The 22067-nt window shown below is 69.3% G+C and carries 20 protein-coding genes and 3 pseudogenes; 13 read left to right on the top strand and 10 right to left on the bottom strand.

Features of this window, described 5'->3' with window-relative positions:
- Positions 1-163 precede the first annotated feature (163 nt).
- The gene (locus tag ACYVO6_RS33110; RefSeq protein ID WP_461067675.1) at positions 164-1177 is read left to right on the top strand and encodes a methyltransferase; all 1014 of its coding nucleotides are present in this window, start codon (positions 164-166) and stop codon (positions 1175-1177) included.
- 51 nt (positions 1178-1228) lie between these two features.
- Here ACYVO6_RS33110 and ACYVO6_RS33105 read toward each other — a convergent pair whose 3' ends face one another.
- The 3 genes from ACYVO6_RS33105 to ACYVO6_RS33095 all read right to left on the bottom strand — a co-directional run bounded on the left by ACYVO6_RS33105 (position 1229) and on the right by ACYVO6_RS33095 (position 3584).
- Positions 1229-1681 (bottom strand): YybH family protein, encoded by a 453-nt coding sequence (locus ACYVO6_RS33105; protein WP_461067673.1) that lies wholly within the window; start codon positions 1679-1681, stop codon positions 1229-1231.
- A gap of 2 nt (positions 1682-1683) precedes the next feature.
- Entirely contained in the window at positions 1684-2367 is a 684-nt protein-coding gene (locus ACYVO6_RS33100; protein ID WP_461067671.1) for an SDR family NAD(P)-dependent oxidoreductase, read from the bottom strand.
- A 158-nt stretch (positions 2368-2525) separates the two neighbouring features.
- Positions 2526-3584, bottom strand: a complete 1059-nt coding sequence (locus ACYVO6_RS33095; protein ID WP_461067669.1) for a methyltransferase — start codon at positions 3582-3584, stop codon at positions 2526-2528.
- Positions 3585-3899: 315 nt separating this feature from the next.
- On the opposite strand from ACYVO6_RS33095, the gene ACYVO6_RS33090 reads away from it, so the two are divergent.
- The gene (locus tag ACYVO6_RS33090; RefSeq protein WP_461067667.1) at positions 3900-4709 is read left to right on the top strand and encodes a helix-turn-helix domain-containing protein; all 810 of its coding nucleotides are present in this window, start codon (positions 3900-3902) and stop codon (positions 4707-4709) included.
- Between the two features lie 161 nt (positions 4710-4870).
- On the opposite strand, the gene ACYVO6_RS33085 is transcribed toward ACYVO6_RS33090, so the two are convergent.
- The gene (locus ACYVO6_RS33085) at positions 4871-5731 is read right to left on the bottom strand and encodes a DUF1963 domain-containing protein (protein WP_461067665.1); all 861 of its coding nucleotides are present in this window, start codon (positions 5729-5731) and stop codon (positions 4871-4873) included.
- 827 nt (positions 5732-6558) lie between these two features.
- Here ACYVO6_RS33085 and ACYVO6_RS33080 point away from each other — a divergent pair.
- Both ACYVO6_RS33080 and ACYVO6_RS33075 read left to right on the top strand, forming a co-directional pair.
- Positions 6559-7209 (top strand): enoyl-CoA hydratase/isomerase family protein, encoded by a 651-nt coding sequence (locus ACYVO6_RS33080; RefSeq protein WP_461067663.1) that lies wholly within the window; start codon positions 6559-6561, stop codon positions 7207-7209.
- A 228-nt stretch (positions 7210-7437) separates the two neighbouring features.
- A pseudogene (locus ACYVO6_RS33075) lies at positions 7438-7842 on the top strand (MmyB family transcriptional regulator); the annotation flags it as partial.
- Positions 7843-7946: 104 nt separating this feature from the next.
- On the opposite strand, the gene rox reads toward ACYVO6_RS33075, so the two are convergent.
- From rox to ACYVO6_RS33050, 5 genes and pseudogenes are all read right to left on the bottom strand, one after another.
- A complete protein-coding gene (rox, locus tag ACYVO6_RS33070; RefSeq protein WP_461067661.1) occupies positions 7947-9491 on the bottom strand; it encodes a rifampin monooxygenase in 1545 nt (514 codons plus the stop codon).
- A gap of 302 nt (positions 9492-9793) precedes the next feature.
- A complete protein-coding gene (locus ACYVO6_RS33065) occupies positions 9794-9928 on the bottom strand; it encodes a hypothetical protein (RefSeq protein WP_461067659.1) in 135 nt (44 codons plus the stop codon).
- Positions 9929-10164: 236 nt separating this feature from the next.
- A complete protein-coding gene (locus tag ACYVO6_RS33060) occupies positions 10165-10938 on the bottom strand; it encodes a hypothetical protein (protein WP_461067657.1) in 774 nt (257 codons plus the stop codon).
- 109 nt (positions 10939-11047) lie between these two features.
- Positions 11048-11257, bottom strand: a pseudogene (locus tag ACYVO6_RS33055) (RNA polymerase sigma factor); the annotation flags it as partial.
- 366 nt (positions 11258-11623) lie between these two features.
- Positions 11624-12271 (bottom strand): TetR/AcrR family transcriptional regulator, encoded by a 648-nt coding sequence (locus ACYVO6_RS33050; RefSeq protein WP_461067655.1) that lies wholly within the window; start codon positions 12269-12271, stop codon positions 11624-11626.
- Positions 12272-12614: 343 nt separating this feature from the next.
- Between ACYVO6_RS33050 and ACYVO6_RS33045 the strand changes: the two genes are divergently transcribed.
- The gene (locus ACYVO6_RS33045; RefSeq protein ID WP_461067653.1) at positions 12615-14051 is read left to right on the top strand and encodes an MFS transporter; all 1437 of its coding nucleotides are present in this window, start codon (positions 12615-12617) and stop codon (positions 14049-14051) included.
- A 314-nt stretch (positions 14052-14365) separates the two neighbouring features.
- Here the strand turns inward: ACYVO6_RS33045 and ACYVO6_RS33040 are convergent, their stop codons facing one another.
- Complete coding sequence (locus tag ACYVO6_RS33040; RefSeq protein WP_461067651.1) at positions 14366-14590, bottom strand: heavy-metal-associated domain-containing protein; 225 nt, start codon at positions 14588-14590, stop codon at positions 14366-14368.
- 214 nt (positions 14591-14804) lie between these two features.
- On the opposite strand from ACYVO6_RS33040, the gene ACYVO6_RS33035 reads away from it, so the two are divergent.
- From ACYVO6_RS33035 to ACYVO6_RS33000, 8 genes and pseudogenes are all read left to right on the top strand, one after another.
- Entirely contained in the window at positions 14805-15155 is a 351-nt protein-coding gene (locus ACYVO6_RS33035) for an NADH-quinone oxidoreductase subunit A (protein WP_461067649.1), read from the top strand.
- Positions 15146-16603 carry a hypothetical protein gene (locus tag ACYVO6_RS33030; protein WP_461067647.1) on the top strand — a complete coding sequence of 486 codons (1458 nt, stop codon included), beginning with the start codon at positions 15146-15148 and terminating at the stop codon, positions 16601-16603. Before ACYVO6_RS33035 ends, ACYVO6_RS33030 begins: the two co-directional genes overlap by 10 nt.
- Entirely contained in the window at positions 16596-17540 is a 945-nt protein-coding gene (locus ACYVO6_RS33025; RefSeq protein WP_461067645.1) for an NADH-quinone oxidoreductase subunit H, read from the top strand. Before ACYVO6_RS33030 ends, ACYVO6_RS33025 begins: the two co-directional genes overlap by 8 nt.
- Before the next feature lie 8 nt (positions 17541-17548).
- On the top strand, positions 17549-18118 hold the full coding sequence (locus ACYVO6_RS33020) for an NADH-quinone oxidoreductase subunit J (RefSeq protein ID WP_461067643.1): 570 nt from the start codon (positions 17549-17551) through the stop codon (positions 18116-18118).
- The gene (gene nuoK, locus ACYVO6_RS33015) at positions 18115-18420 is read left to right on the top strand and encodes an NADH-quinone oxidoreductase subunit NuoK (RefSeq protein WP_461067641.1); all 306 of its coding nucleotides are present in this window, start codon (positions 18115-18117) and stop codon (positions 18418-18420) included. The genes ACYVO6_RS33020 and nuoK overlap by 4 nt, the downstream gene beginning before the upstream one ends.
- Positions 18417-20270, top strand: coding sequence for an NADH-quinone oxidoreductase subunit 5 family protein (locus ACYVO6_RS33010; protein WP_461067639.1), 1854 nt, complete (start codon positions 18417-18419; stop codon positions 20268-20270). The genes nuoK and ACYVO6_RS33010 overlap by 4 nt, the downstream gene beginning before the upstream one ends.
- 5 nt (positions 20271-20275) lie before the next feature.
- Positions 20276-21784, top strand: coding sequence for a complex I subunit 4 family protein (locus ACYVO6_RS33005; RefSeq protein ID WP_461067637.1), 1509 nt, complete (start codon positions 20276-20278; stop codon positions 21782-21784).
- A 5-nt stretch (positions 21785-21789) separates the two neighbouring features.
- Positions 21790-22067: pseudogene (locus tag ACYVO6_RS33000) on the top strand (NADH-quinone oxidoreductase subunit N); the annotation flags it as partial.

The following is a 22067-nucleotide window of genomic DNA, read 5'->3' as shown; positions in this document are numbered from 1 at the left end:
CGACCTTCCTAAGCTTCGGCGGGAGGAGCAAACCCAGGGCGGTTCCGGGCGCGGTTCACACAAATGAGGACAAACCTTGTGTGCCCCGCGGCATCGCCGCCGCCCGACCATCGACTGTTCGATCCGTCCGTTGTCACCGACGGACTTCAAGAGGAGAGCGCTGATGAACCCGCCGATGCCGAAGCCGACAGACGTCATGTTGCAGATGACGGGAGGCTTTCAGGTCTCCCAGGCCGTCTACGTCGTGGCCAAGCTGGACCTGCCGACGATGTTGGACGAGGCCGGGGGCCCGCTGGCGGTGAGCGAACTGGCGGAGAGGTCGGGCGCGCAGATCGAGCCCCTGCGCCGGCTGCTGCGCACGCTCGCCTCGATGGGGTTGTTCGTCCTCGACGGCGATCGGGTGTCCCTGACGCCCCTGGGGGCGACGTTGTCCCGCAACGCCGACGATTCGGTGCACGCGGTGGCGCTCATGTGGATGGAGACCCACTACGCCCCGTTCGGTGATCTGCTGCAGACGCTCAGGACGGGCGAGCCCGCTGCGACGCACTACCTCGGTCAGCCCTTCTTCGACTGGCTGACCGAGAGTCCGGACCGAACGCGGCAGTTCAGCGATGCGATGGCCGCGGTCACCAACGGCTTTCGCGCCGGCATGCTCGACGCCTACGCGCTGCCCGCCGGTGAGCTCGTCGCCGACATCGGGGGAGCCGACGGCAGCGTCCTGGTCGAACTCATCAAGGATCTGCCCGACCGCCGGGGGATCGTCTTCGACCTCCCCGCGATGACGCCGGCGGCGCGGTCCAACATCGCCGCCCGGGGGCTCGACGGCCGGGTCGAGGTCGTCGCCGGTGACTTCTTCGACAGCGTGCCCTTCGCGGACATCTACGTACTCAGCTACATCCTTCACGACTGGGACGACGCCGCCGCCGTCAGCCTGCTCCAGTCAGCGGCCAAGGCGGGTGGGCCGGGTGCTCGGGTGCTGGTCTTCGAGGCTGTGATGCCGGACGGCGACGAGCCGCACGTGGCCAAGACGATCGACCTCACCATGCTCGCCATGGGCTCCGGGAAGGAACGCACCCGGGCGGAGTACGAGTCGCTGCTGAACGCCGCCGGTATCAGCATCGACAGGGTCGTACCGACGTCGATTCCCTACTCGATCATCGAAGCGACGGTCGACTGAGCGATCGCAGCCGGGGCGCGGCGGCGCCCTGGCTGACGTAGCGCCAGGCGGTCAGCCCTTGAGCATGATGGGCCGACGGAAACTCGCGTAGGTGTACTTGCCGGTGATGCGAAGCTCCTCGTCGAAGTGGAAGATGTCGGTTCCTTCCCAGCGCATCCGGCTGCCGTAGCGGGCGCGGAGGGCCCAGCGCAGCACCGAGGTGGTGCCGCGGGTGTGCTGGGGCGCCAGGTCGAGGCGGCAGGTCCAGCGGATGGCCGCGCGACGCTGCGGTTCGTCGATGAGCCGGTCGTGTTCGTCGAAGGTGACCAGGCCGAACTTCCCCGAGAAGATCGGCACGAACGCGGCGCGGATCTGTGCGGGTCCGCGGTGGGTGGTGCCGTCGCCGGGAAGGTACTCGGCGTCCTCGGCGAAGAAGGACATGGCGAGGTCGAGGTCCTGGACGTTGAAGCTGTCGACGAAGCGGTCGATGGTCTCGGTGATGGGCCCCCTGGGCTTCGCGTTCACGGTCACCACGGGACGACGCCGTCGGCACCGAGAAACTGTCCGGTCGGGCCGTCCGGGCCAAGGAGAGCAACCCTGGCGACGATCGCGGCTGCTCGGGCTACCGGCTGGCCCACTTGACCACCCATCATGTCGGTTGCGGTCAAACCCGGGTCGACGCAATTGATCCGCACAGCGGGGTATGCCTTGGCGTACTGGACGGTGAACATGTTGAGAGCCGCCTTGGAAGCGCGGTACACATCCTGCGGGTAGGCGGTGAATTCGTCGTTCGGATCGGCCGATTTGGCCAACGAGCCAATGCTGCTGGTCACGTTGACCACCGTCGGCTGCGCCGACTCCGCCAGGAGAGGCAGAAAGGCCGTCGTGACGCGGACGACACCGAAGACATTCGTGTCGAAAACCTGGTGCACGAGGTCGGACGTGAGGTCTCCGATGTGCGTCGGCGGCTCCAGCAGGCCCGCGTTGTTGACCAGTACGTCCAGTTGGCCGATGGTTGCGGCGGCAGCTTGGGCAGAGGCGTCGTCGGTGACGTCGAGCAATACGAATTTCCCGCCCAGCTCGCCGGCGGCGCGCTCCCCTCGGGCCTTGTCCCGACAGCCCAGCCACACAGTGTGACCCTCGGCGATGAGTGCTCGGGCCGTCTCGTAGCCAATGCCCCGATTGGCACCGGTAATGAGAATTTTTGACATGTCATTTTCCTGAAATTCATCGACTCGATTACAGAGTCGCTCATCTCCTCAGAGGGCGTCCCTTGGGGAGTAATTGATTACGGCGCCGACCGCCTCTTGAACGTCGGAGGCAGCGGTCATGCAGGACAGCAACTGGACGCCACCCGCAGTCCGGTTGGTCAGATGGCCTCGAGTTCCATGGCGTAGTAGCCGCCGCCAACGGGGTACGTTCTGCCGCGGCGCCAGCAGGTCGCAGCGAAGAGAGCGTCGAACTCGTCCAGGTCTCGTTCGATGCCGCCCGTGACGCAGAGCATGGTCACGTCCGCAATGGTGGCGAAGTCGGGCTTGCCGATCTCGTGGTCGACGAGCATTTCCACGACCAGGGCGCGCCCGCCTTCGCGCGCCGCAGAGCGGCAGTTGCGCAGGATCGTCGTACAGCGCTCGTCGTCCCAGTCGTGGAGCACGGTCTTGAGGAGGTAGAGATCCGCGCTGGGTACCTCATGGAAGAAGTCGCCCGGCACACCGGAGAAACGGTCGGACAGACCCCGCCGTCCGGCCTGCCGGATCGCATCATCGACGGCGTGCGGCAGGTCGAGTACCTGGCCGTGCAGAGCGGGATTGGCCTCCATGAGTCCCAGGACGAGGTGTCCGTCCCCGCCACCGACGTCGATCGCGGTGGACATGCCCTTGGTGTCGGCCTCGGCCATGATGCCCTGGGTCACCATGCCGGCCAAGTCGCGCATGGACTCGGCGAACAGTCTGGCTTTATCGGCTTTCTCCGGCCGCGCGTAGTAGTCGAAGACGTCCGCGCCCAATGCCTTCTTCGCCTGGCTCGCGCCCTGCCTCACTGCCTCGGGGAACAGGCTCCAGGGCTGCCAGTGCGACTCCCCGGCCTGGATCAGCACCAAGGAGCGCAGGGAGCCCGGCACACCGGTACGCAGCAGTTGCCCCCGCCCGGTCAGGCCGAAGCGCCCCGACCCTTCGTAGCTGAGCACTCCCAGTGAAGCGGCCGCACGCATCAGACGGAAGGTGGCCCGTTCATGGCTGCCTTCGCGCGCGGCCACCTCCCTTGCCGTGCGTGCTCCATCGGCAAGGTGGTCGGCGATGTTGAGTTCGGCAACCGCGTGCAGTGTCTGGAGGATCGCGCCGCCGGCGATCATCTGCATCAGGTTTGCGACATCAGCTGCCGGGTCGTCGGCGCCCTCGTCCGTTGCGTGTGTCGTGGTCGTTTCGGTCATGAAAGTAGGACCTCGTTACCTCTCGTGTTGCAGAGGCCTGTAATTTTCTTTTGGTTGGTGTGGGGGCGCTTGTATCTGAGTGACACACCGATGGGACTTCCGTGCCTTACGGAAGAGGGCGACGGCGAGAGAGTCATGACGGGGAACCGGCTGGGGAGGACGTTCAGGGCAGACGTCACGAAGCCGAGAACAGCCAGAAACGGATTCGACGTCTTCCGGCAGGAGTGGGAGACACAAACGGGCCAAGCGTTACCCCTGCCCTCCTTCGACGTCGGCGAGTCCGGCGATTTCCGGATCAACGTCCAGGCCGCCAACTTGCACGATGCAGTGATCGCGGACGTCTACAGCGAGCGCTTCCTCGGGCGTCCCGCGGCGGCCCGCGAATGCGGCGACCGGGTGCTCGTGCACCTGATGCGGCACGGCTCCTGGCGCTTCGCCGCACTTGACGGACGGAGTGAAAGCGTCACGGTTCCGGCCGGGTCCTTCATTGCCCGTCACAACAACCCACCCTCGTTGTTCGACGTGGTGCCCGGGGCCCGGGCGACGGTACTGATCCTGCCCACCGCAGTGCTCGAGCGGACAACCCGCGGCAGGCAGATCGTCGGTTCGACCCGTTCGAGCGAGATGCGCATTCTCATGGCCCACGCGAGCATGGTCCGCGAGACCGTGCGCGGCCTCACCGGGGCAGGCGTCCACGGCGCACGCGACGCCCTGCTCGAACTCGCCAGAGCCGCTGTGCGACACGAGTTCGACGACGCCGAGCCCCAGCTGGCTCCCGCACTCGCCCGCGCCGCGATGGATCTCGCGGACGAGCACCTCACGGACCCCGACCTTTCGCCTCGGTGGCTGGCACGCCAACTGAACGTCTCTGTGCGCACATTGCACCGCGCGTTCGGCACAGCCGAAGAGTCGGTGGCGGCCTACATCCGCCGCAGACGACTGGAACGCGCACGGCACGAACTGCTCACCCCATGGGGCAGGCCGACCATCGCGGAAGCCGCAGCGCGCTGGCACTTCTCCGACAGCAGCCATTTCATCCGGGCTTTCAAGAAGCAGTACGGGGAGACGCCCACCCGGATGATGGCCGCCTTCGACGAACATCGGCGGCAGCCCCCATCCGTTTGATCTCCGCGTCAACGTCCTCGCCCGGAGCCACGCGACCAGTTGATCGCGATGGATGTCGCCCGCGGGTCAGATCTGGTTCTCGCCGCCGTCGATGTACAGGTTGGCCCGGCACACCCGGACCAACGACCAGCCGATCGGAATGAAACCGCCCAGGGCACAGGTCAGGGGTTCCAGAAGACCGAGGTGAACGCGCGGTCGAAGCGCCGCGCGGCCAGGTCCTCGCGCTGGATCACCCAGTGGACGGTGGCGCTCTCCCAGCCTTGTACGTCCATGCCGGCATGCCAGTCGGCCAGGAGCACCCAGTCCGAGACGTCACCCGAAACCGGTCCGTCCCACCGGCCCGCTTCCGCCGCCTTCATGGCCCTGGACACGGCAACGGCGACCGGGTCGGTGTAGACGGCCTCCTCATCGGCGTATCCCCCGATCTGCAGAGGCCCCTCGGGGGCGATGTCGTCATGGGTGCTCTCCCAGACCGCGACGAGTTCCTCGGAGCGGGGATGCCCGGGAAGCGGCCCGCTGCCCGGCGTGCCGAGGAGTTCGACCGCCTGGTGGTAGGGCAGCGACACGCTGGTCGTCGCCCGCAGCGGACCCTGCGGGAACGCCTCGAACATCGCCTCGTCATCCTCGAAGTCGAAGGAGTTCCAGGCGTGCCTGTCCCGTTCCGCCACGGCCGAGCCGACGGGGACGTACACCACACTGCCCATGGTTTCGGGATCGTCGGCGGTCTCGGGGAAGGCGAACAGCAGCAGGTGGCCGTCGGGAGGCAGGGGCAGGTCCGTCGCGTCGGCGGGCAGGGCCGCGAGGTCGATGGAGGCGACGAAGGGGTGGGCGGGGTCCGGGGTATCGGCCGGAAGCAGGAGCGGACCGCCAAATTGGCCCACGACCGGCCCGTCCCCGTCCCGCGTCAGCGTCGCACAGGGGCGGGCGGTGGCCAGCCATCGCTCTACGTCGTCGGCTGGTATGCCCCGCGCGATCGCCTTGTCACGGAAGGGACTTAACCGGTCCCGCATGTCAGGAGTCATGGGCAAACCGTAGAGGGAGGGACTGACACAGCGGCGTCGAAGCCGTGGCGCTCCGCTGAGGGCGCGGTTTTTGGGTGCGGGTGCGTTGTGGCTGCTCGCGCCGTTCCCCGCGGGGTGCCTCCGGCGGTGGGGCGGCTGCGGGTGCGTGGTGGCTGGTCGCGCCGTTCCCCGCGCCCCTGGGGTGCGTGGTGGGTCGGGGCCGTGGGCCGGTGCGTCAGCCCGTCGCAGGCCGGGCATACGGCCCGGTGTTGGTACACGGTCCTGGTTCTCCGAGACCGAACCTAAGCGACGGGCATACGACGCACCGGCCCACGGCCCCTCCCGCCGGTGGGCAAGTGCGGGCACGTTGTGGCTGGCGGCTCCAGGGACGCGCCCTTTAGGGGCGCGGGGAACTGCGCGACCAGCCACGACGGACCGGCAGTCGCCCATGAACCGAACCCACCACTGCCGGAGGCGCCGGGCGGGGTGTGGCCGGGGCCACGCCTCGCGCGGTTGCGGACTGAACGCGCTCGGTGAAGCTCTGGCGCGGATGTCGGTACCCGTGCACGCGGGTTCACCGGTACGCGCGCAGGAACGCGTCGGCGATGACGGCCGCAATCGTCGGCTCCATGGCCTCGGTGTCCTCGCGGCCTTGAGTTCGTCCAGCGCGAGGCCGATTGTCAGAGCGATGAAGTGCCGAGCCGCAAGTCCGGGGTCCGCGGCTCGGATCTCGCCGTTCGCAGCCAGTGCGGCGAACCGCTCCTCCAGCATCCACTCGGGAAGCCCGCCTGCACACGAACGACGGCCCCTACGCCCATACCCACGCCGCACACAACGCGTGGACGCGGGTGTGGCAGGAGATCGGCAACGACCCCGAGAACCAGGTGCTGATCATCACCGGCACTGGCGACAAGGGGCACAATCCCCGGCCCGCCTCCGAGTTGGACCCCGATCACACCTACCAACGGATGATGGACGGGTGGAAGCTCATCGAGAGCTTCGTCACCAACATCGACATCCCGACGATCGCGGTCGTCAACGGCCCGGGCGTGCACACCGAGTTCGCCATGATGAGCGACGTCACCTTCGCGGCGCCGGACGCCGACTTCATGGACCCGCACTTCTGGCTGGGCTCACCACCCGGCGACGGCCAAGGCATGGCCCTGGAAGCTCTGATGGGACCCAAACGCGCCGCCTACTACATCTGCGCGGCCAAGTCGATTCCGGCGGTCAAGGCCCTGGAGTGGGGAATCATCAGCGACATGCTCCCGCGCGAGCAGCTCCTCGACCGCGCCTGGGACCTCGCACGGCTCATCATGAAGCGACCGCGCTACACCCGGTGGGCCACCCACAACATCCTGTCCCGGCACTGGAAGAAGGCGGTGACCGAGGACTTCGGCTTCCACATGGCACACCAGATGCCGGCCAACATCGCCAGCAAGTCCCTGGTGCCCAATCCGGACCTGCTCGCCGACTCCGAAGCGCGCAAGCTGTTGTGACCCCACCCCGACAGGTGGGCCCCGGACCGCAACCTCCAGCCCTGACTGCCCCGTCGGCGTCGTGCCGACCCGGCGGGGCATGTCCTACGCCAACCTCGAGATCGCCCGCTGACAGATGATCTACAGCCCAGACAGCCCGCCACGACCAGCACGATTACCAGGAAGAGCCATCACACCAGCCCCACGACCAGCAACTTCAGGCTGAAACGCGCTCACCGTTGTCGACCCGCCGGCGCCCCGCCCACCCCGCCGTCAGGACCCTCCCGCGAGGTGCGCCCGAGCATCCTGGACCTGCCGCGGCGGCTACCGCACGCCGCGGCACTCGTACTGTCCGCGACCTATGAGGTGATCGCCCACAACGACCTGGCGGCCGCCCTCCTGGAAGACTTCTCCGCCCTACCCCGGCACGAGCGCAACTTCCTGCGCCGTACCTTCCTCGATTCGCGAGTGGGGGAGCGGCAGTGGTACAGCCGGTCCGGCATGGAGATCTTCGGCCGTACCGCGGCCCGGCATCTGCGGGCCGCCGCTGCCCGTTACCCCGACGACCCCGAAGTAGCCACGCTGGTAAACGACCTGCTCACTGGCAGCGCGGAGTTCGCCCGGCTGTGGGCCGCCTACGACATTCGGCACACAGCGCATGGACGTACCCGGCTGACCGCAGCCTCCAGCCTTCCGATGGTCGGTCGCTACTGGCCGTTCGATCCTCCTCACGGGCCTTTTCGGTTGCTCGGGCGAAATCAGTTGGCGGGCTTGCCGAACCAGCGGGAGAGGTGGTCGTCCAGGTCCTGCTGATCGTCGCCGATCCAGGCGACGTGGCCGTCGGGGCGTAGCAGGACGCAGGGAACATCCAGTGCCGCAGTGGGGTCCGCGAGGTGATCGACCCGGTCTGACCAGCCGCCGACGGTCAGGCGTTCGGTGCGGTCCAGCAGCAGGCCGCGGCCGCGATGCAGCAGACCGTAGAGGTGGCCCTGTTTCACTTCGATGTCGCGCAGGCGGCGGCCGAGCAGGTCGGGGCCTTCGCCGAAGTCGTAGCGGATGCCGATCGCGGTGATCTTCTCGATCAGATAGCGGTTCACCTCGTCGAAGTCCATCAGTTCGGTGAGCAGCCTGCGCACGGCCTGCGGCCCCGGTTCGGTGGAGTGCAGTTCCATCTGGGCGCGGGTGTTGTCCAGCACGTCCTCGGCGACCGGATGGCGTTCGGCCTGGTAGGTGTCCAGCAGTGTTACCGGCGCCCAGCCGCGGATCTGTGCGGCCAGTTTCCAGCCGAGGTTGAATGCGTCCTGAACGCCCAGGTTGAGGCCCTGTCCGCCGGTGGGTGGATGGATGTGTGCCGCATCGCCGGCCAGCAGCACCCGCCCGACCCGATAGCGTTCGGCCAGCCGGGTGGCATCCCCGAAGCGGGACAACCAGCGCGGGGAGTGCACGCCGAAATCGGTTCCGGCGATGGTGCGCAGCTGTTGTTTGAAATCCTCGAGGGTGGGTGGTTCCGCGCGATCGCTGACTCCCGCGGCGGGGACTACGACGCTGTAGACCCCTTCGCCGAAGGGCCGAAGCCAGAATCGCTGATGGGTCTCGCGGATTCCGGTCATCTTGGCGGCGATCTCCTCCTGCGGCACACCCATTTCCATCTCGCCCATCAGCGTCTCGGTCCGCGAGGGCTCGCCGGGGAAGCCGACGCCGAGCAGTTTGCGCACCGTACTGCGCCCGCCGTCACAGGCGACGAGATAGCGCGAACGCAGCTGTTCCCCGTCGGCCAGCTCGACGGTCACACCCTCGTCGTCCTGCTCGAAATCGGTGACCGCGCGACCGCGCCGGACCTGCGCACCCAGTTCGATCGCATGCTCTTCGAGCAGGTCAACGATGACCGGCTGCGGGATGCCTAGAAGATAGGCGTACGCGGAATCCAGGCCCTGGGGCGCGGGTTTGGGGATGGCGGCGAAGAAACCGCCGGCCGGACGCTGTCTTCCGTGTTCGAGAATGCGATCCAGCAGTCCGCGCATTGCCATCAGCTCGATGCTGCGAATATGCAGACCGACGATGCGGACGAACGACACGGGCTCGGTTTCCTTCTCCAGAACGAGTACCCGCACATCGTGCAGCCGGAGTTCGGCGGCCAGCATCGCGCCGGTCGGCCCGCACCCGGCAATGATCACGTCGAACATGAGGGGCGCACGATCGGCGCCGGAGGCCGACGACCGGAGTCCGGGGACGTCGCCCACGGTGAAGTCGTGCTCGACCGTATCGTTCGACGACGGCTCGGCGGTGAACTGCGGAGAGTGCATAGGTGTTGCCTTTCGGGAGTGCCTTGTTGGCGAGGCGCTCCCGGCGACACCTACGTCAATCGCCGGCCGTGACGGGAAGGGGGAGCACCCACATCGCTACAGCGTTCATGGGTCTCACCTCCTCGGGCGGTGTCGCGGTCCACTGCAAGCTACAAGCCCGAGCATCATCCCGTCCATTCCTTTCCCAGCCACGTGATCACGACTCCGAACGGGCCCGTGCGGTTGCAGGGCGAATCCGGCGTGGCGGCCCGGCTGGTCCCGGTCACGGTCGACATCTGGCCGTACTGCTGGCGGATCAGGTCTCAAAGGTTCTCGCGGGTGGCCACCGAGGGGAACTCGGCGATGAAGTCCGTGTCGAACTCGGCGTACTTCAGTAGGTGTTTTGTTCCCTGGCCGCGAGGTGGGTACGGCTGGATGATCTGGGCTGTCCCAGGCACGACGCTCGTCGGGGGCGGGGTCGTTGACCACGCGAAGTTTCTCCGCGATCAGTGCCGTGGGGCGGCGGGTCGTGTCATAGGGCTCCCAGCCGGGCGTGCCCTCCTGGGCGAAGGACACCCACGCCTCGTGTGCTGCGGCGGCTGCCGTCGGCGAGCGATGGCCCTCGGTGGCGATCAACCGCGCACGTTCGCCTGTGGCCCGCACCCGGGTGCGGGCCACAGGCGGTCCGTTTCCGTCAGCGGATCCCGCGCGAGACCAGCAGGCCGCACGCCTCCGTCACGCTCTCGCACGCGGCGTTGCCCGCGGCCAGTACGGCACGGGTGCCGGGAATGCCTTCGATGCCGAAGACCGAGCTGTCCCAGCTCGTCGAGGTGAGTTCCGCCGGAAGTTCCTCGTCGGTCCAGGTGGTGCCGTCCCAGCGGGAGAGCAGCGAGTGGCTGCCGCCCTGGGGCAGCCAGCCCGCGACCCACACGTTCCCCGAGGCGTCCGCGCCCGCGGCGTTCACTTCGTCGACCCCGGGGGCGGGTAGCTGCTGCCACCTGCGGCCGTCCCAGCGCGCGGAGAGCAGCCCGCTCGGCACCTGTGGATCGTTGGTCTTGCCGAGCACATGAACCGTTCCGCGCCTGGTCGACACGATGTGGTTGGCCACCCAGCCGGGGCCGTACTCGTACGGGGCGGGGACGGCCTGCACCGTCCAGCGGCGGCCGTCGAAGTGGTAGAGCAGGGGCCTGACGACGCCGTCCGTCTCGCTGTGCGCGCTGACCCACACGTCGTCGGGTCCGGTACCTGTGATGGCAAAGGGCTCCACCGGACTGCCGTCCGGTGCCTGCGGCAGTGCCGTACGGCTCCACTTGCGGCCGTTCCAGTGCTCCAGTTGCCCGGAGTACGCCTTGGCGGGGTCCGCTGTCGGGTTCCAGTCCATGGTGGTCAGCCACACGGAGTCCGCGCCCACCGGCTTCAGGTTCAGGACGAAACGGATGAAGCCCTCGGCGGGTCCCGGGCGCGACACCGGCTTCCCGATCGGTCACGTCCGCCGCGACGTCGCCGACGTCGGTCCGGGCACCGCTGCTGATGCGCTGCGCCTCCGCGGCGGCGAGGGCGTACTGGCGGCTGTCCCGGCGACGCAGCTCGCGCACCAGGTTGCGAGCCACTCCCAGGAGCCAGGGCAGCGCGGGTTGCGAAATGTCCCGCACCCGCCGCCAGGCCACGGCGAATGTCTCGCTGGTGATGTCCTCTCCTACCTGCCGTCCCACCAGGCTCGTGGTGTAGGCGAGGACGCGCGGATAGCACTCCTCGTAGATGTCCCGGAAACGTTGGGCATGTGTCATGCGCCGTCCCCACATATCGGCTCTCTCACCAAGCAATGCGCGCAGCGGCCCACTTCTTACAGGGGGAGCCGAAATCCATGCGCTGTGGCCCACATCATGCTTCGGTGTTCCGGCACGGGAATCCGCCCTGGGGGCGGGCGTTGGTGGATCGGGAGTCGTTCCTGCCCCGGCCGTGGACGGTTGCTGTCGCACGGTGCAGCACGCAGCAGATCACATCCGTGGTGGATGGTCCTGGACGAGGCGGTGCTGAGGCGTCCCGTCGGCGGACGGGACGTCATGGGCGACCGGTTGGCCGGCTCGCCAGCCGCCTTCCGCAGAGAACCGGCCCGCGCCAGGTCGTGCAGCCTCGCCGGCGCGGATGGGCCGCTACGTGCCCCGTGGGCCGTAGTGGTCCAGGAACATGTCGACGCCACCGGTGATGAGGCGATCCGTCAGATCCTCGTCGATATGTGTGCCGTAGGAGCTGAAGACCATGTGGGGGAAGACCAGGAGCCCGTAGAACTGGATGATTGCCACCTGCAGGTCGGGGATCTCCAGTCGACCTTGCTCGGTGAGGGCACGCAGGGCGTTCGCGACGGCGGGGTGGTGGCTCTCGGTGGCGCGGTGTCTCCAGGCTTCGCCCAGCTCGGGGAAGCGGTGGAGCTCGGCGGCGACGAGGTTGCGCAGAGCGGTGACCTCGTGGTTGGTGCGGACGGCGTGGACCCAGGCGCCGGCCGCCTCGATGAGGGCGGCCCGCAGGTTCTCGGCCTCGGTCAATCCCTCCAGCGCGGCCGACGACTCACCGGCGAGTGGCTCGTCGAGTGCGTCGGTGATGACCGCCGTGAACAGGGCTTCCTTGCTGCCGAAGTGGTTGTAGACGGTCACCTTGGACACGCCTGCCTCGGCGGCGATGGTGTCCATGCCTACGCCGAAGCCCTCCCGCAGGAACAGCTCGCGGGCGGCCCGCACGATGGCCTGCCGCTTGAGCTCCGCGCGGGGGCCGCTGGGGGGCCGTTTGACGCTGTCCACGCTCATGGGTCGACCCTAGCACCCATCTGAACTGTACGGTTGAGTTCATGTGAACTGAACAGTATGGTTCAGATTGGAGCATCGGTCGATTGAGGCCGTGCGCGAGAAAGGAGACCTCGTGCCTTCCGTGACTCATCCGATGACCGCCTCGCCGCAGACCGCCGACCCGCCGGCCCGGCGAGGCCGGAGCCGCCTTCGCCGAAGCCGCCCGCCACGCGTTCGTCGACGGCATGGGGCCGGCGATGTTCGCCGGGGCCGGTGTCACGGCGGCGGGCGTGCTCCTCGCTCTCCTGCTCGCGCCTTCCCGTGGCGCCAACCCGACCGCAACCACTCGCCCGAAGGACCCGTCATGACCCACTCCGCAGCCGGTGCGCCGCACACGGCCGAACACGACCACCACCCGCCCGCCGACGCGCGCCGCTGGGCAGCCCTCGCACTGATCTGCCTCGCCCAGTTCATGCTGATCCTCGACGTCACCGTCGTGAACGTCGCCCTGCCCGACATGGCGGCCGACCTCGACCTGGGTCGGGAGACGCTGACCTGGGTGGTCACCGCCTACACCCTCTGCTTCGGCGGGCTGATGCTGCTCGGCGGCCGGCTGGCCGACGCCTTCGGCGCCCGCCGCACCCTGCTCGCCGGACTCGCCCTCTTCACCGCCGCCTCCCTGGCCACCGGTCTGGCCGAGAACGCCCCGACGCTGCTCGGCGGCCGGATCGGCCAGGGCGTCGGCGCCGCCCTGCTGTCCCCGGCCGCGCTGTCCATCGTCACCACGACCTTCCTCGGCACCGAACGCAACAAGGCGCTCGGCGTCTGGGCGGCGATCGGCGGCACCGGCTCGGCGGCCGGCGTGCTCCTCGGCGGAGCCCTGACCGACGGACCCGGCTGGGAGTGGGTGTTCTACATCAACGTGCCCGTCGGACTGCTCCTGCTGGTCACCCTGCCCGCCTTCGTCCCGGCCCGTGCCCCGCAGCCCGCGCGGCTCGACGTCCCCGGCGCGCTGCTCGTCACCACGGGCACCGCCGCCTTGATCTACGGTCTGGTCAAGGCGGGGGACAGCGGCTGGGCGGACGCCTCGACCCTGCTGCCGCTGGCCGGGGCGGTGCTCGCCTACGCGGCCTTCGCGGTGGTCGAACGGGCCGGCCGGGCCCCGCTGATGGACCTGCGGATGTTCACCCGGCGGCCGGTGCTCGCCGGGGCCTTCCTGATGCTGATCGCCACGGCCCTGCTGATCGCGTTCTTCTTCCTCGGGTCCGTCTATCTGCAGCACGTCCGGGGCTTCAGCCCGCTGAGGACCGGGCTGGTGTTCCTGCCCGTTGCCGTGGCCACCGGTATCGGCGCCCACCTCGGGTCCCGGCTCGTCGGCCGGATCGGCAGCCGCCCGACCGCTGTCGCGGGCATGGCCGTCGCGGCCGCCGGAAGCATCCCGCTGACCCGGCTGTCGGAGACCGGCAACGTGTACGCCGGGCTCCTGCCGGGCTTCGTGATCGCCTCCCTGGGCATCGGTGCCGTGTTCGTCACCGCCACGACCACCGCGCTGGCCATGGTGGAGCACCGGGAGGCTGGGCTTGCCTCCGGGGTCGTCAACACCTTCCACGAGGTGGGTGGTTCGATCGGCGTCGCCGTCGTCTCCACCGTCGCGGCCTCGGGCTTCGAGCGAGGCTCGGTGGGTGGTTTCGCCGACGCGTTCACGGTGTGTGCCGTGGCAGCCGCTGTCGGCGCCGTCGTCGCCCTGGGCCTCGTGCCGCGAGGCAAACCGCAGTCGACCGGCGGCCCGCACGTGCACTGACCAGGACGGGCTGCTGACCAGGAGCAACCAGTCCCGAACGGCCGCCCGGTGCTGGGAGCCGTAGAAGCTCCGACGCGCTGCAGCTCCCGGCCACGGGCGCCCCGACTCAGTGGGGCGTGGCCATCCTCAGCTCGCGAAGTACGACGCTGCTCAGACCTTTGTGGCGCGCGGGGAGCCGCCGCACTCGCAGGTCTTCCGCGCCGGTGCCGCTCCGGGATCCGCGAGGCGGGAGACTGCGGCCTGGAGAAGAGCGGCGGCCGTGAGCCTGACGACCGGATGACCGACGGCCCGGCGCAGCAGTTCCGCCCGCCGGTTCACCGGCTCTCGCCGCCGACGAGCTCGTAGCCGGCCTCGTCGACCGCGGCGGCGACGGCGGCGGCGGCGGAATCCAGTGGCTGCTCGCTGGTCACCGTGACCTTGCCCGACTGCAGATCCACCTGGACGTCCTCGACTCCGGGGAGGCCGTTGAGTTCGGAGCTGACGGCCTGGACGCAGTGATCGCACGTCATGCCCTTGACGTCGTACACCTTCTGAACCATGTGCTTGCTCCTTCCCAAGAGGGGCCTCACGATACCCCCATGGGGTAATGTGTCACCGGGGTGGGGGTGTTCCCGGCGGCTTCCCAACCACTAATGTCCTTAGTGGCGTGGTGCTTGGTTGCCTCACCCGGTGCCCTGGGTCACGCCTGCAGGGCCCGAGCCGGCCGGTCGCGCACCATAAGCGGTATGACGCCGAGAACGGAGGTCGGACGGGATGGACGCGTGGCAGCCGATGCTGGTCCTTCTCGGTATGGTCGGGGCCGGTCTGGCTGCCGTGTACGGACTGGGGCTCTGGCTGGCGGCAGCGCGGACTCCTCTCGAAACGGGTCCTTTCGCCGGGGGCCTCAAGCCGGGCGAGCACGCCGTGTCCAGGTTTCACGTGCGCTGGTACCCGGTCACCATGATCTTTCTGGCCTTCGACATGGAGATGCTGTTCATGTACCCGTGGGTGAAGGTCGTCTCGGAGGTGGGCACCACGGCTGTCGTGGAGATGTTCCTCTTCCTGGGGATCCTGTTCGCGGCGGTGGCCTACGCCTGGCGTGAGGGGGCCCTGAGGTGGACCTGAGGAGCCTTCTGCGGCGTACCGCGATGCGGCGCCCGGCGGTGCTGGTGATCGCGCTGCCCGGAGCGACGGAAGTGCGGATGGCCGTGGAAGCGGAGGTACGTCGGCAGGGGTGGCCGGTGGTGAGCGCCCCGGCGGCCGCCGACCTGTTGGTCGTCTGCGGCGCCCCGCAGCCAGGGGACGCGGAGTGGCTGGACGGCATCCAGCGGTCGATGGCGGAGCCCGCCGTGCGGATTGTGGTTCAGGAGACCGGGCAGGCCGCGCACGCGCTCGACACGGGGCGTAGGGATCTGACGGACAGAGCGGTGATTCCGGGCGAGGCCGGCACAGGCGACCAGCTGGAGGCCGCGAGGGGCGAGCCTGGCGGCCATGCGCAAGGCGGGCACCACGGGCACGGTGACGATCACGGCCACGGCGCGCACCACGACGGCTCGCCGCCTCAGATGCCCGATGACCAAGGCCATCACAACCACACCATGGGCCACGGCCACGGCCACGGCGACCATGCGGCTCATTCCAGCCATGAGGGCCATGAGGGCCATGAGGGCCATGGGGGCCATCAACCCGGCGACCATGTGGCGCACATGGACCACATGGATCACCAAGGCCATGCAGGCCATATGGATCACATGGGTCACGACATGCACGCCATGGGTGAGGTGGCCGGCCTGCCGATGGCCGAACGGGGCGACGACCGGGACGAGTTGAGGCTCGACCAACTGCACGTGCCGATCGGCCCCGGCTTGGCCGACTGGCCGACGGGGCTCATTCTCCGCCTCACTCTGCAAGGAGACGTCGTACAGGGCGTCGAGGTAGACCATCTCCCCGTATCGTCCGGCCTTCGGCTGCCCTTCTGGGACGAGCCGTGGCTGCGGGCGGCGAAGGGCGAGGAGGTCACCAGGGGGAGTGCGGCGCGTCGGCGCTGTTCCTCGCATCTGGACAGTGTGGGGCGGCTCCTTGCTGTCGTCGGCTGGGACGACGTCGCAGCGCGGTGCCGTCGGCTGCGGGACGAACTGCTGTCGGGGGCGTCTCGTGACGCGATCAGTGGAGACCTGCGCGGGGCACTGCGCAGGGTGGAACGGTCGCGCACCCTGCGCTGGTCGATCGCCGGGCTGGGGGAGTTGTCGTCGTCGAGAGCACGGGCGGCAGGAGTGACCGGGCCGGCGCTCGCTGCGGACGGGGACGCGTACGACCGGCTGCGGATGTGGCTGGGCGAGATCGGGCGCGGCCTTGAGGGGATCGACGACGAACGGCCGTTGACGCCGGACGAGCTCACCGGCCCGCGCGGGCGGCTCGACGGTGCGCAGCCGCCGTCGCGGGCGCTGCTCGACGTCCTTCCGGAGTTGCTGACCGGCGCCGAGTTCGCCTGCGCGCGGATCATTGTCGCCAGTCTGGACCCCGACATCGAGGAACTCGCGCTTGCGCCCGTGTCCGGGGCGGCCCATGTCTGATGCCGCGCCCCTGTGGGCGACCGCCATCCTTCCTGTCGTCCTGGCGGTCGCCGCCTTGGTCACGGCCGGGTTCGACGCGGTGCTGTCCGGGTCGGCCGAACGTGGTCCCGCCAGGAGCGTCCGGGAGGCCGGACTGCGGGCCGTGGCCCCATTACGGGAAGCTCTGCGGCTGCTCGTCCAGCAGCCGCGCCGTACGACGGCCGCGGACCGGCTGCTCGGAAGGCTGGGCGTGGTGATGGTTCCCGTGGCCGCGGTGCTCGCGGGTGCCGTACTGCCGTGGGGCTTCCGTTCCGTGAGCGATCCGTCGGTCGGGGTCGTGTGGTTCAACGCCATGGAGGCGCTGGCCTGGGCGGCGGTGTGGTTGGCGGGCTGGGGGCCGAACTCGGCGCTGTCGCTGATCGGCGGGTACCGGTTCCTCGCGCAGGGACTGGCGTACGAACTTCCGCACATGTTCGCGATCACCACCGCCGCCCTCGGCGCCGAGTCCCTGCGGGTCGGTGACGTGGTCGCGGCTCAGGACGGGCTGTGGTTCGCGGTGTGGATGCCTGTGGCGTTCGTCGTCTATCTGCTGAGCGCGCTCGCCATGGCGTTCTGGGGGCCGTTCGAGCATCCGCTGTCGCGGGACGCGGCCGGTGGCGCCGCCGCCGAACTGGCGGGCGTGGACCGGCTGGTGTTCCTGGGCGGGCGGTGGCTGCTGCTTGTGGTGACCGCCGGCTTCAGCGTGCCGCTGTTCCTCGGCGGAGGGCACGGACCGCTGCTGCCGGGCTGGGCGTGGACGTTGCTCAAGACCGCGGCGGTGCTGGCGCTGCTGGTGGCCGGGCGCCGACTGCTGCCCACGCTGCGGATGGAGCGGTACATGGAACTGGCGTGGATGGTGCTGGTGCCGCTGACGCTGCTTCAGGCGCTGGTCGTGGCCGTCGTCGTCCTGAACCGATGAGCGAGGTGATGGCCGTGTTTGACGACGTGATCTTCTGGGTGCTGGCCCTGCTGGCGGTGGCCAGTGGCGTCATGGTGTTCCGGTTCGACTCCATGGCACGGGCCACGTACGCGCTGCTGACTTCGCTGCTGTGTGTGGGCGGTGAAGTGCTGCTGCTCGGGCTGGACTATCTCGGGGTCGTGATCGTGCTGATGATGACCATCGAGATGGCCATCATGGCCGTGTTCATGGTGATGTACATGATGAACCCGGCCGGGCTCATGCCGATGACCATGGTCCACAACAAGAAGGGCGCGGCCGTGATCTGCGCGGCGGTCTTCGCCGTGCTCGCCGCCGGGATCCTGCTCACCCCGTGGCCGTCCCGGCGCGGCCGGCCGTCGGCCGATCCCACCATGGACCTGGGCCTGTCGCTGATGGGGCCGCAGATGCTCACCATGATGACCCTCGGACTCGCCCTGTTCGCCACCATCGTCGCCACCGTCGTCCTGGCCACCCGCCGGGGCCGCTACGACCGGTTCGGCGACGACCTCAAAGCACGTACCGCCAAGGACCCCGTGCGGGGAGGGATGGGCCGGTGAGCTTTGAACTCTTTCTGCTGCTCGCCGCGGCTCTGTTCAGCATCGGGCTGTTCGGCGCGCTCACCCAGCAGTCGATCGTGATGCTGATGATGGGCCTGGAGCTGATGCTGGGCGGCGTCATCGTCGGTGCGGCGGCCGTCTGGCACTACGTCGCCCCTGCCGCCGCCGACGGACAGGTGCTGGTGGTCCTCGCGGTCACGGTGATGGCGGTGGAGATGGCCATCGGGTTCGCCGTGGTCACCGCGCTCTTCCGGGCTCGTGAGGTCGACATGACCGACATGGCGGCGGAGTTGAAGGAGTGAGCGCGCTGCTGTGGACGCTCGTCGCGCTGCCACTTTCGGTGGGGACGCTGCTGGCGGTCGTGGGCCGCCCGGCGGACCGGTACGCCCCTGGTGTCGCGGTCGGCACGGCCGTCGCCGCGTTCGGCCTTGCCGTCGCGGTGGCGTTCGAGCACCCGCGGGCCGAGGCGCCGCTGCTCGAAGGGCTCCCCGCAGGGCTCGCGGTCGACGGGTTGTCGGGGCTCATGGTCGTGACCGTCACGGCGGTGACCGCGGCGGTCCTCCTGTTCAGCGTCGCGGACATCGGTCCGGGCGAGGCCCGTGCTCGCTTCTTCGGGCTGATGCTGCTGTTCAGCGGTGCGATGCTGACCACGGTCACCGCGACCACGCTGCCGGTCCTGCTGATGGCGTGGGAGGTCATGGGGGCCACCTCCTGGGCGCTGATCGGCTACTGGTGGCGTGACCCCGAGCGCGGCGATGCCGCCAACACGGCCTTCCTCACCACCCGCGCCGCCGACCTCGGCCTCTATCTGGCTGCCGGTGCGGCGCTGGCGAGCGGACAGGCCGGTTCCCTCGCCCTCGATGAACTGCCGGACGCGACCGGCGCCTGGTCCACGGTCATCACCGTCGGCGTCATCGCGGCCGCTTTCGGTAAGTCGGCCCAACTGCCCTTCAGCTTCTGGCTGTCCAGGGCCATGCAGGGCCCGAGCCCGGTCTCCGCCCTGCTGCACTCGGCGACCATGGTGGTGGCCGGGGCGTATCTGCTGCTTCGGCTGGAGCCGTTGCTGTCTGCTTCCGGGTGGGGCGGGCCCGTGGTGGCGTGGACGGGTGCGGTGACGGCGGTGGTGCTCGGCCTGGTCGCCGTGGCGCAGACCGACCTCAAGCAGTTGCTCGCCGCCTCCACCTGCGCCCAGATCGGCTTCATGGTGCTCGCCGCCGGGACCGGCGCGGTCACCGGCGGAACCCTCCAGCTCATCGCGCACGCCGCCGCAAAGAGCCTGGCTTTTCTCGTCGCGGGTGCCTGGCTGACAACCCTCGGCACCAAGGCGCTTCCCGCCCTGCGCGGCGCGGCCCGGCGTCACCGCACGGCCGGGATCACGTTCGGCGTCGCGGCGCTGGCCCTCGCCGGAGTCCCGCCGCTGGCGCTGTGGGCGGCCAAGGACGTACTCCTTGCCGGCGCTCTGGAAGACAACGCGGCGCTGTATGTCACCGGTTTGGCCGCTGCCGTCATCTCCGCGATCTACAGCGCCAAGGCGCTGTGGTTCGTCTGGCAGCCCGCTTCCGCGACGGACGACCGTACGGAGGAGCCGCTGCCGTATGCGACGCGACTGCCGCTGGTGACCTTGGCCGCCGCCTGTGCCGCCCTGACCGTCACGTCCTTCCCGCCCGTACGGGACGCCGTCGAGCGGGTGCTCGGCGGCGAGACACAACCTGCCCCGCACCTGTGGGAGTTGGTCCTGTCCGGTGCACCCGCGGTCGCCGTCTCGGCCGTGGTCTGGATCCGCGGTCCCCAACTCCTCACGCTGCCCAGCCGGATCACCACCCTGGCGTCGGAGTGGCTCCGCTTGGAGAACGCCGCACACATGCTCCTCGTACGTCCGGTCCTGCGCCTCGCCGACGCGCTCGCCGCCTTCGACGACCGGGTGCTGGACCGCGCCGTCGAAGGCACCGGCCGCGGCTCTGTCCGGCTGGCCCAATGGACCAACGCTCAGGCGGAGCGGCTCGTCGACGGCACTGTGGAAGGCGTGGCGGGCGGTGCCCGTGCGCTCGGACGTTGGGCACGCAGGCCGCAGACCGGGCAGCTGCACCAGTACCTCGCTCAGGCGGTCGCCGCCTTCACCGTCCTCGCCGTCGTCCTCGTCCTCGTGAGGTGACCGCCGTGCTCACGGCCATCGTCCTGCTCCCCACCGCCATGGCGGTCCTCCTGCTGTGCGTGCCCCGCAGCGCGCCCCGCCTCCTGTTCCTGTCGGCCTGGGCGGTGACCGCCGGCGCTGAGCTGGTGCTGACCGTGATCGTCTGGGCGGGCTACCGGGCCGACGGCGGGATGCAGTACGAGACCCGGGCCCGCTGGATCCCCAGCGCCGGCATCAGCTACCACGTCGGCGTCGACGGACTGTCATTGCCGCTCGTCGCCGTCACCTGCGTACTGTTCCTCGCCTGCGCGCTGTACGCGTGGCGCGAGACCAAGCGGGTCAGGGAGTTCGCGGCGCTGTTCCTCTTTCTGCAGACGACGTGCCTCGGCCTGTTCGTGGCCCTCGACCTGATCCTGTTCTTCGTCTTCTTCGACCTGTCCATCGTGGCGATGTACTTCATCATCGCCGGCTGGGGACACAAGGGCGCCGCCCGCGCCGCGCTGAAGTTCTTCCTCTACACCTTCATCGGCTCCCTCGCCCTGCTGCTCGGTTTCATCGGCCTCTACCTGGCCGCCGACCCGCACACCTTCGACATCGTCGATCTGACCCGCGCCAACCCCCTGGCCGGACGCTCCACTTACGGCGCCCTGGTCCTCCTCGCCATCGCCGTCGGGCTGGCGGTGAAGACCCCGACCGTGCCCTTCCACACCTGGCTGCCGCCCGCCCACACCGACGCGCCGGCCGCCGGGTCGGCGATCCTCGCCGGCGTGCTGCTGAAGATGGGCACGTACGGCTTCCTGCGCATCGCCATGCCCGTCCTGCCCGACGCCTGGCGCGACTACGCGCTCGTCTTCGTCGTCGTCGGCGTGGTCTCCGTGCTGTACGGAGCCCTGGTCGCCCTTGCCCAGACCGACTTCAAGCGGATGGTCGCCTACACATCCGTGAACCACATGGGCTACATCATCCTGGCGATCGGCGCGGCAGGGGCCGTCGGCGCCGGTCAGGAGGAGGCCCGCCGCCTCGCCGTCACCGGCTCGGTCTTCCAGATGGTCAGCCACGGCCTGTTGACCGGCGCCCTGTTCCTGCTGTCCGGCGTGCTGTACGAGCGCGGGCGTACGTACGAGATGTCCGCATACTCGGGTATCGCCGAGCGGGCACCCGTCTTCGCCGCGCTGACCGGCGTCGCCGCCTTCGCCTCGCTCGGACTGCCAGGCTTCTCCGGCTTCATCGCCGAGTTCCAGATCCTCACCGGGAGCCTGGGGCCGGAGCCGGTCGCCACCGGCCTCGCCGTGCTCGGGATCCTGCTCACCGCGGGCCTGTTCCTGCGCGCCCTGCAACAGGTCTTCCTCGGGCCGCTGAGGCTGCCCGCCGTCGCGCCCGGTGCCGACCGGCCGTTCCCCGACATCCGCCTCCACGAAGGACTCGCGATCGTCCCCCTGCTGGCCCTGGGAGTCGTCCTCGGCCTCGCACCCCGGTTCGTCCTCGACGTCATCGAACCGGCCTCCCGCGCCGTGCTGGAGCTGCTCACGCGATGAACGAGATGACCGGGATGAACGAGAACCCCCTCGACCTCCTGCCCGAGGTCCTGCTCGCCGCCTCCGCCGTGCTCGGCCTGCTGCTCGGAGCGTGGCTGCCGCGTCGCCGTCAGTGGCTGACCGGGGCCCTGGCGGGCGCGGCCTGCATCGGGGGGATCGTGGCGGCGGCGATCGCCGCGGTGGGTCCGGTGGAGACGGCCTTCGGTGAGTCCTTCGCCATCGATCCGGTCACGGCCACCAGCAGGATCGTCATCCTGGGCGGCACCCTGCTCGTCCTCGCGCT

The organism is Streptomyces pseudoechinosporeus, from assembly GCF_054783935.1.
Note: the sequence above shows the minus strand (reverse complement) of the source record. Positions and strands in the feature narration are given on the sequence as shown.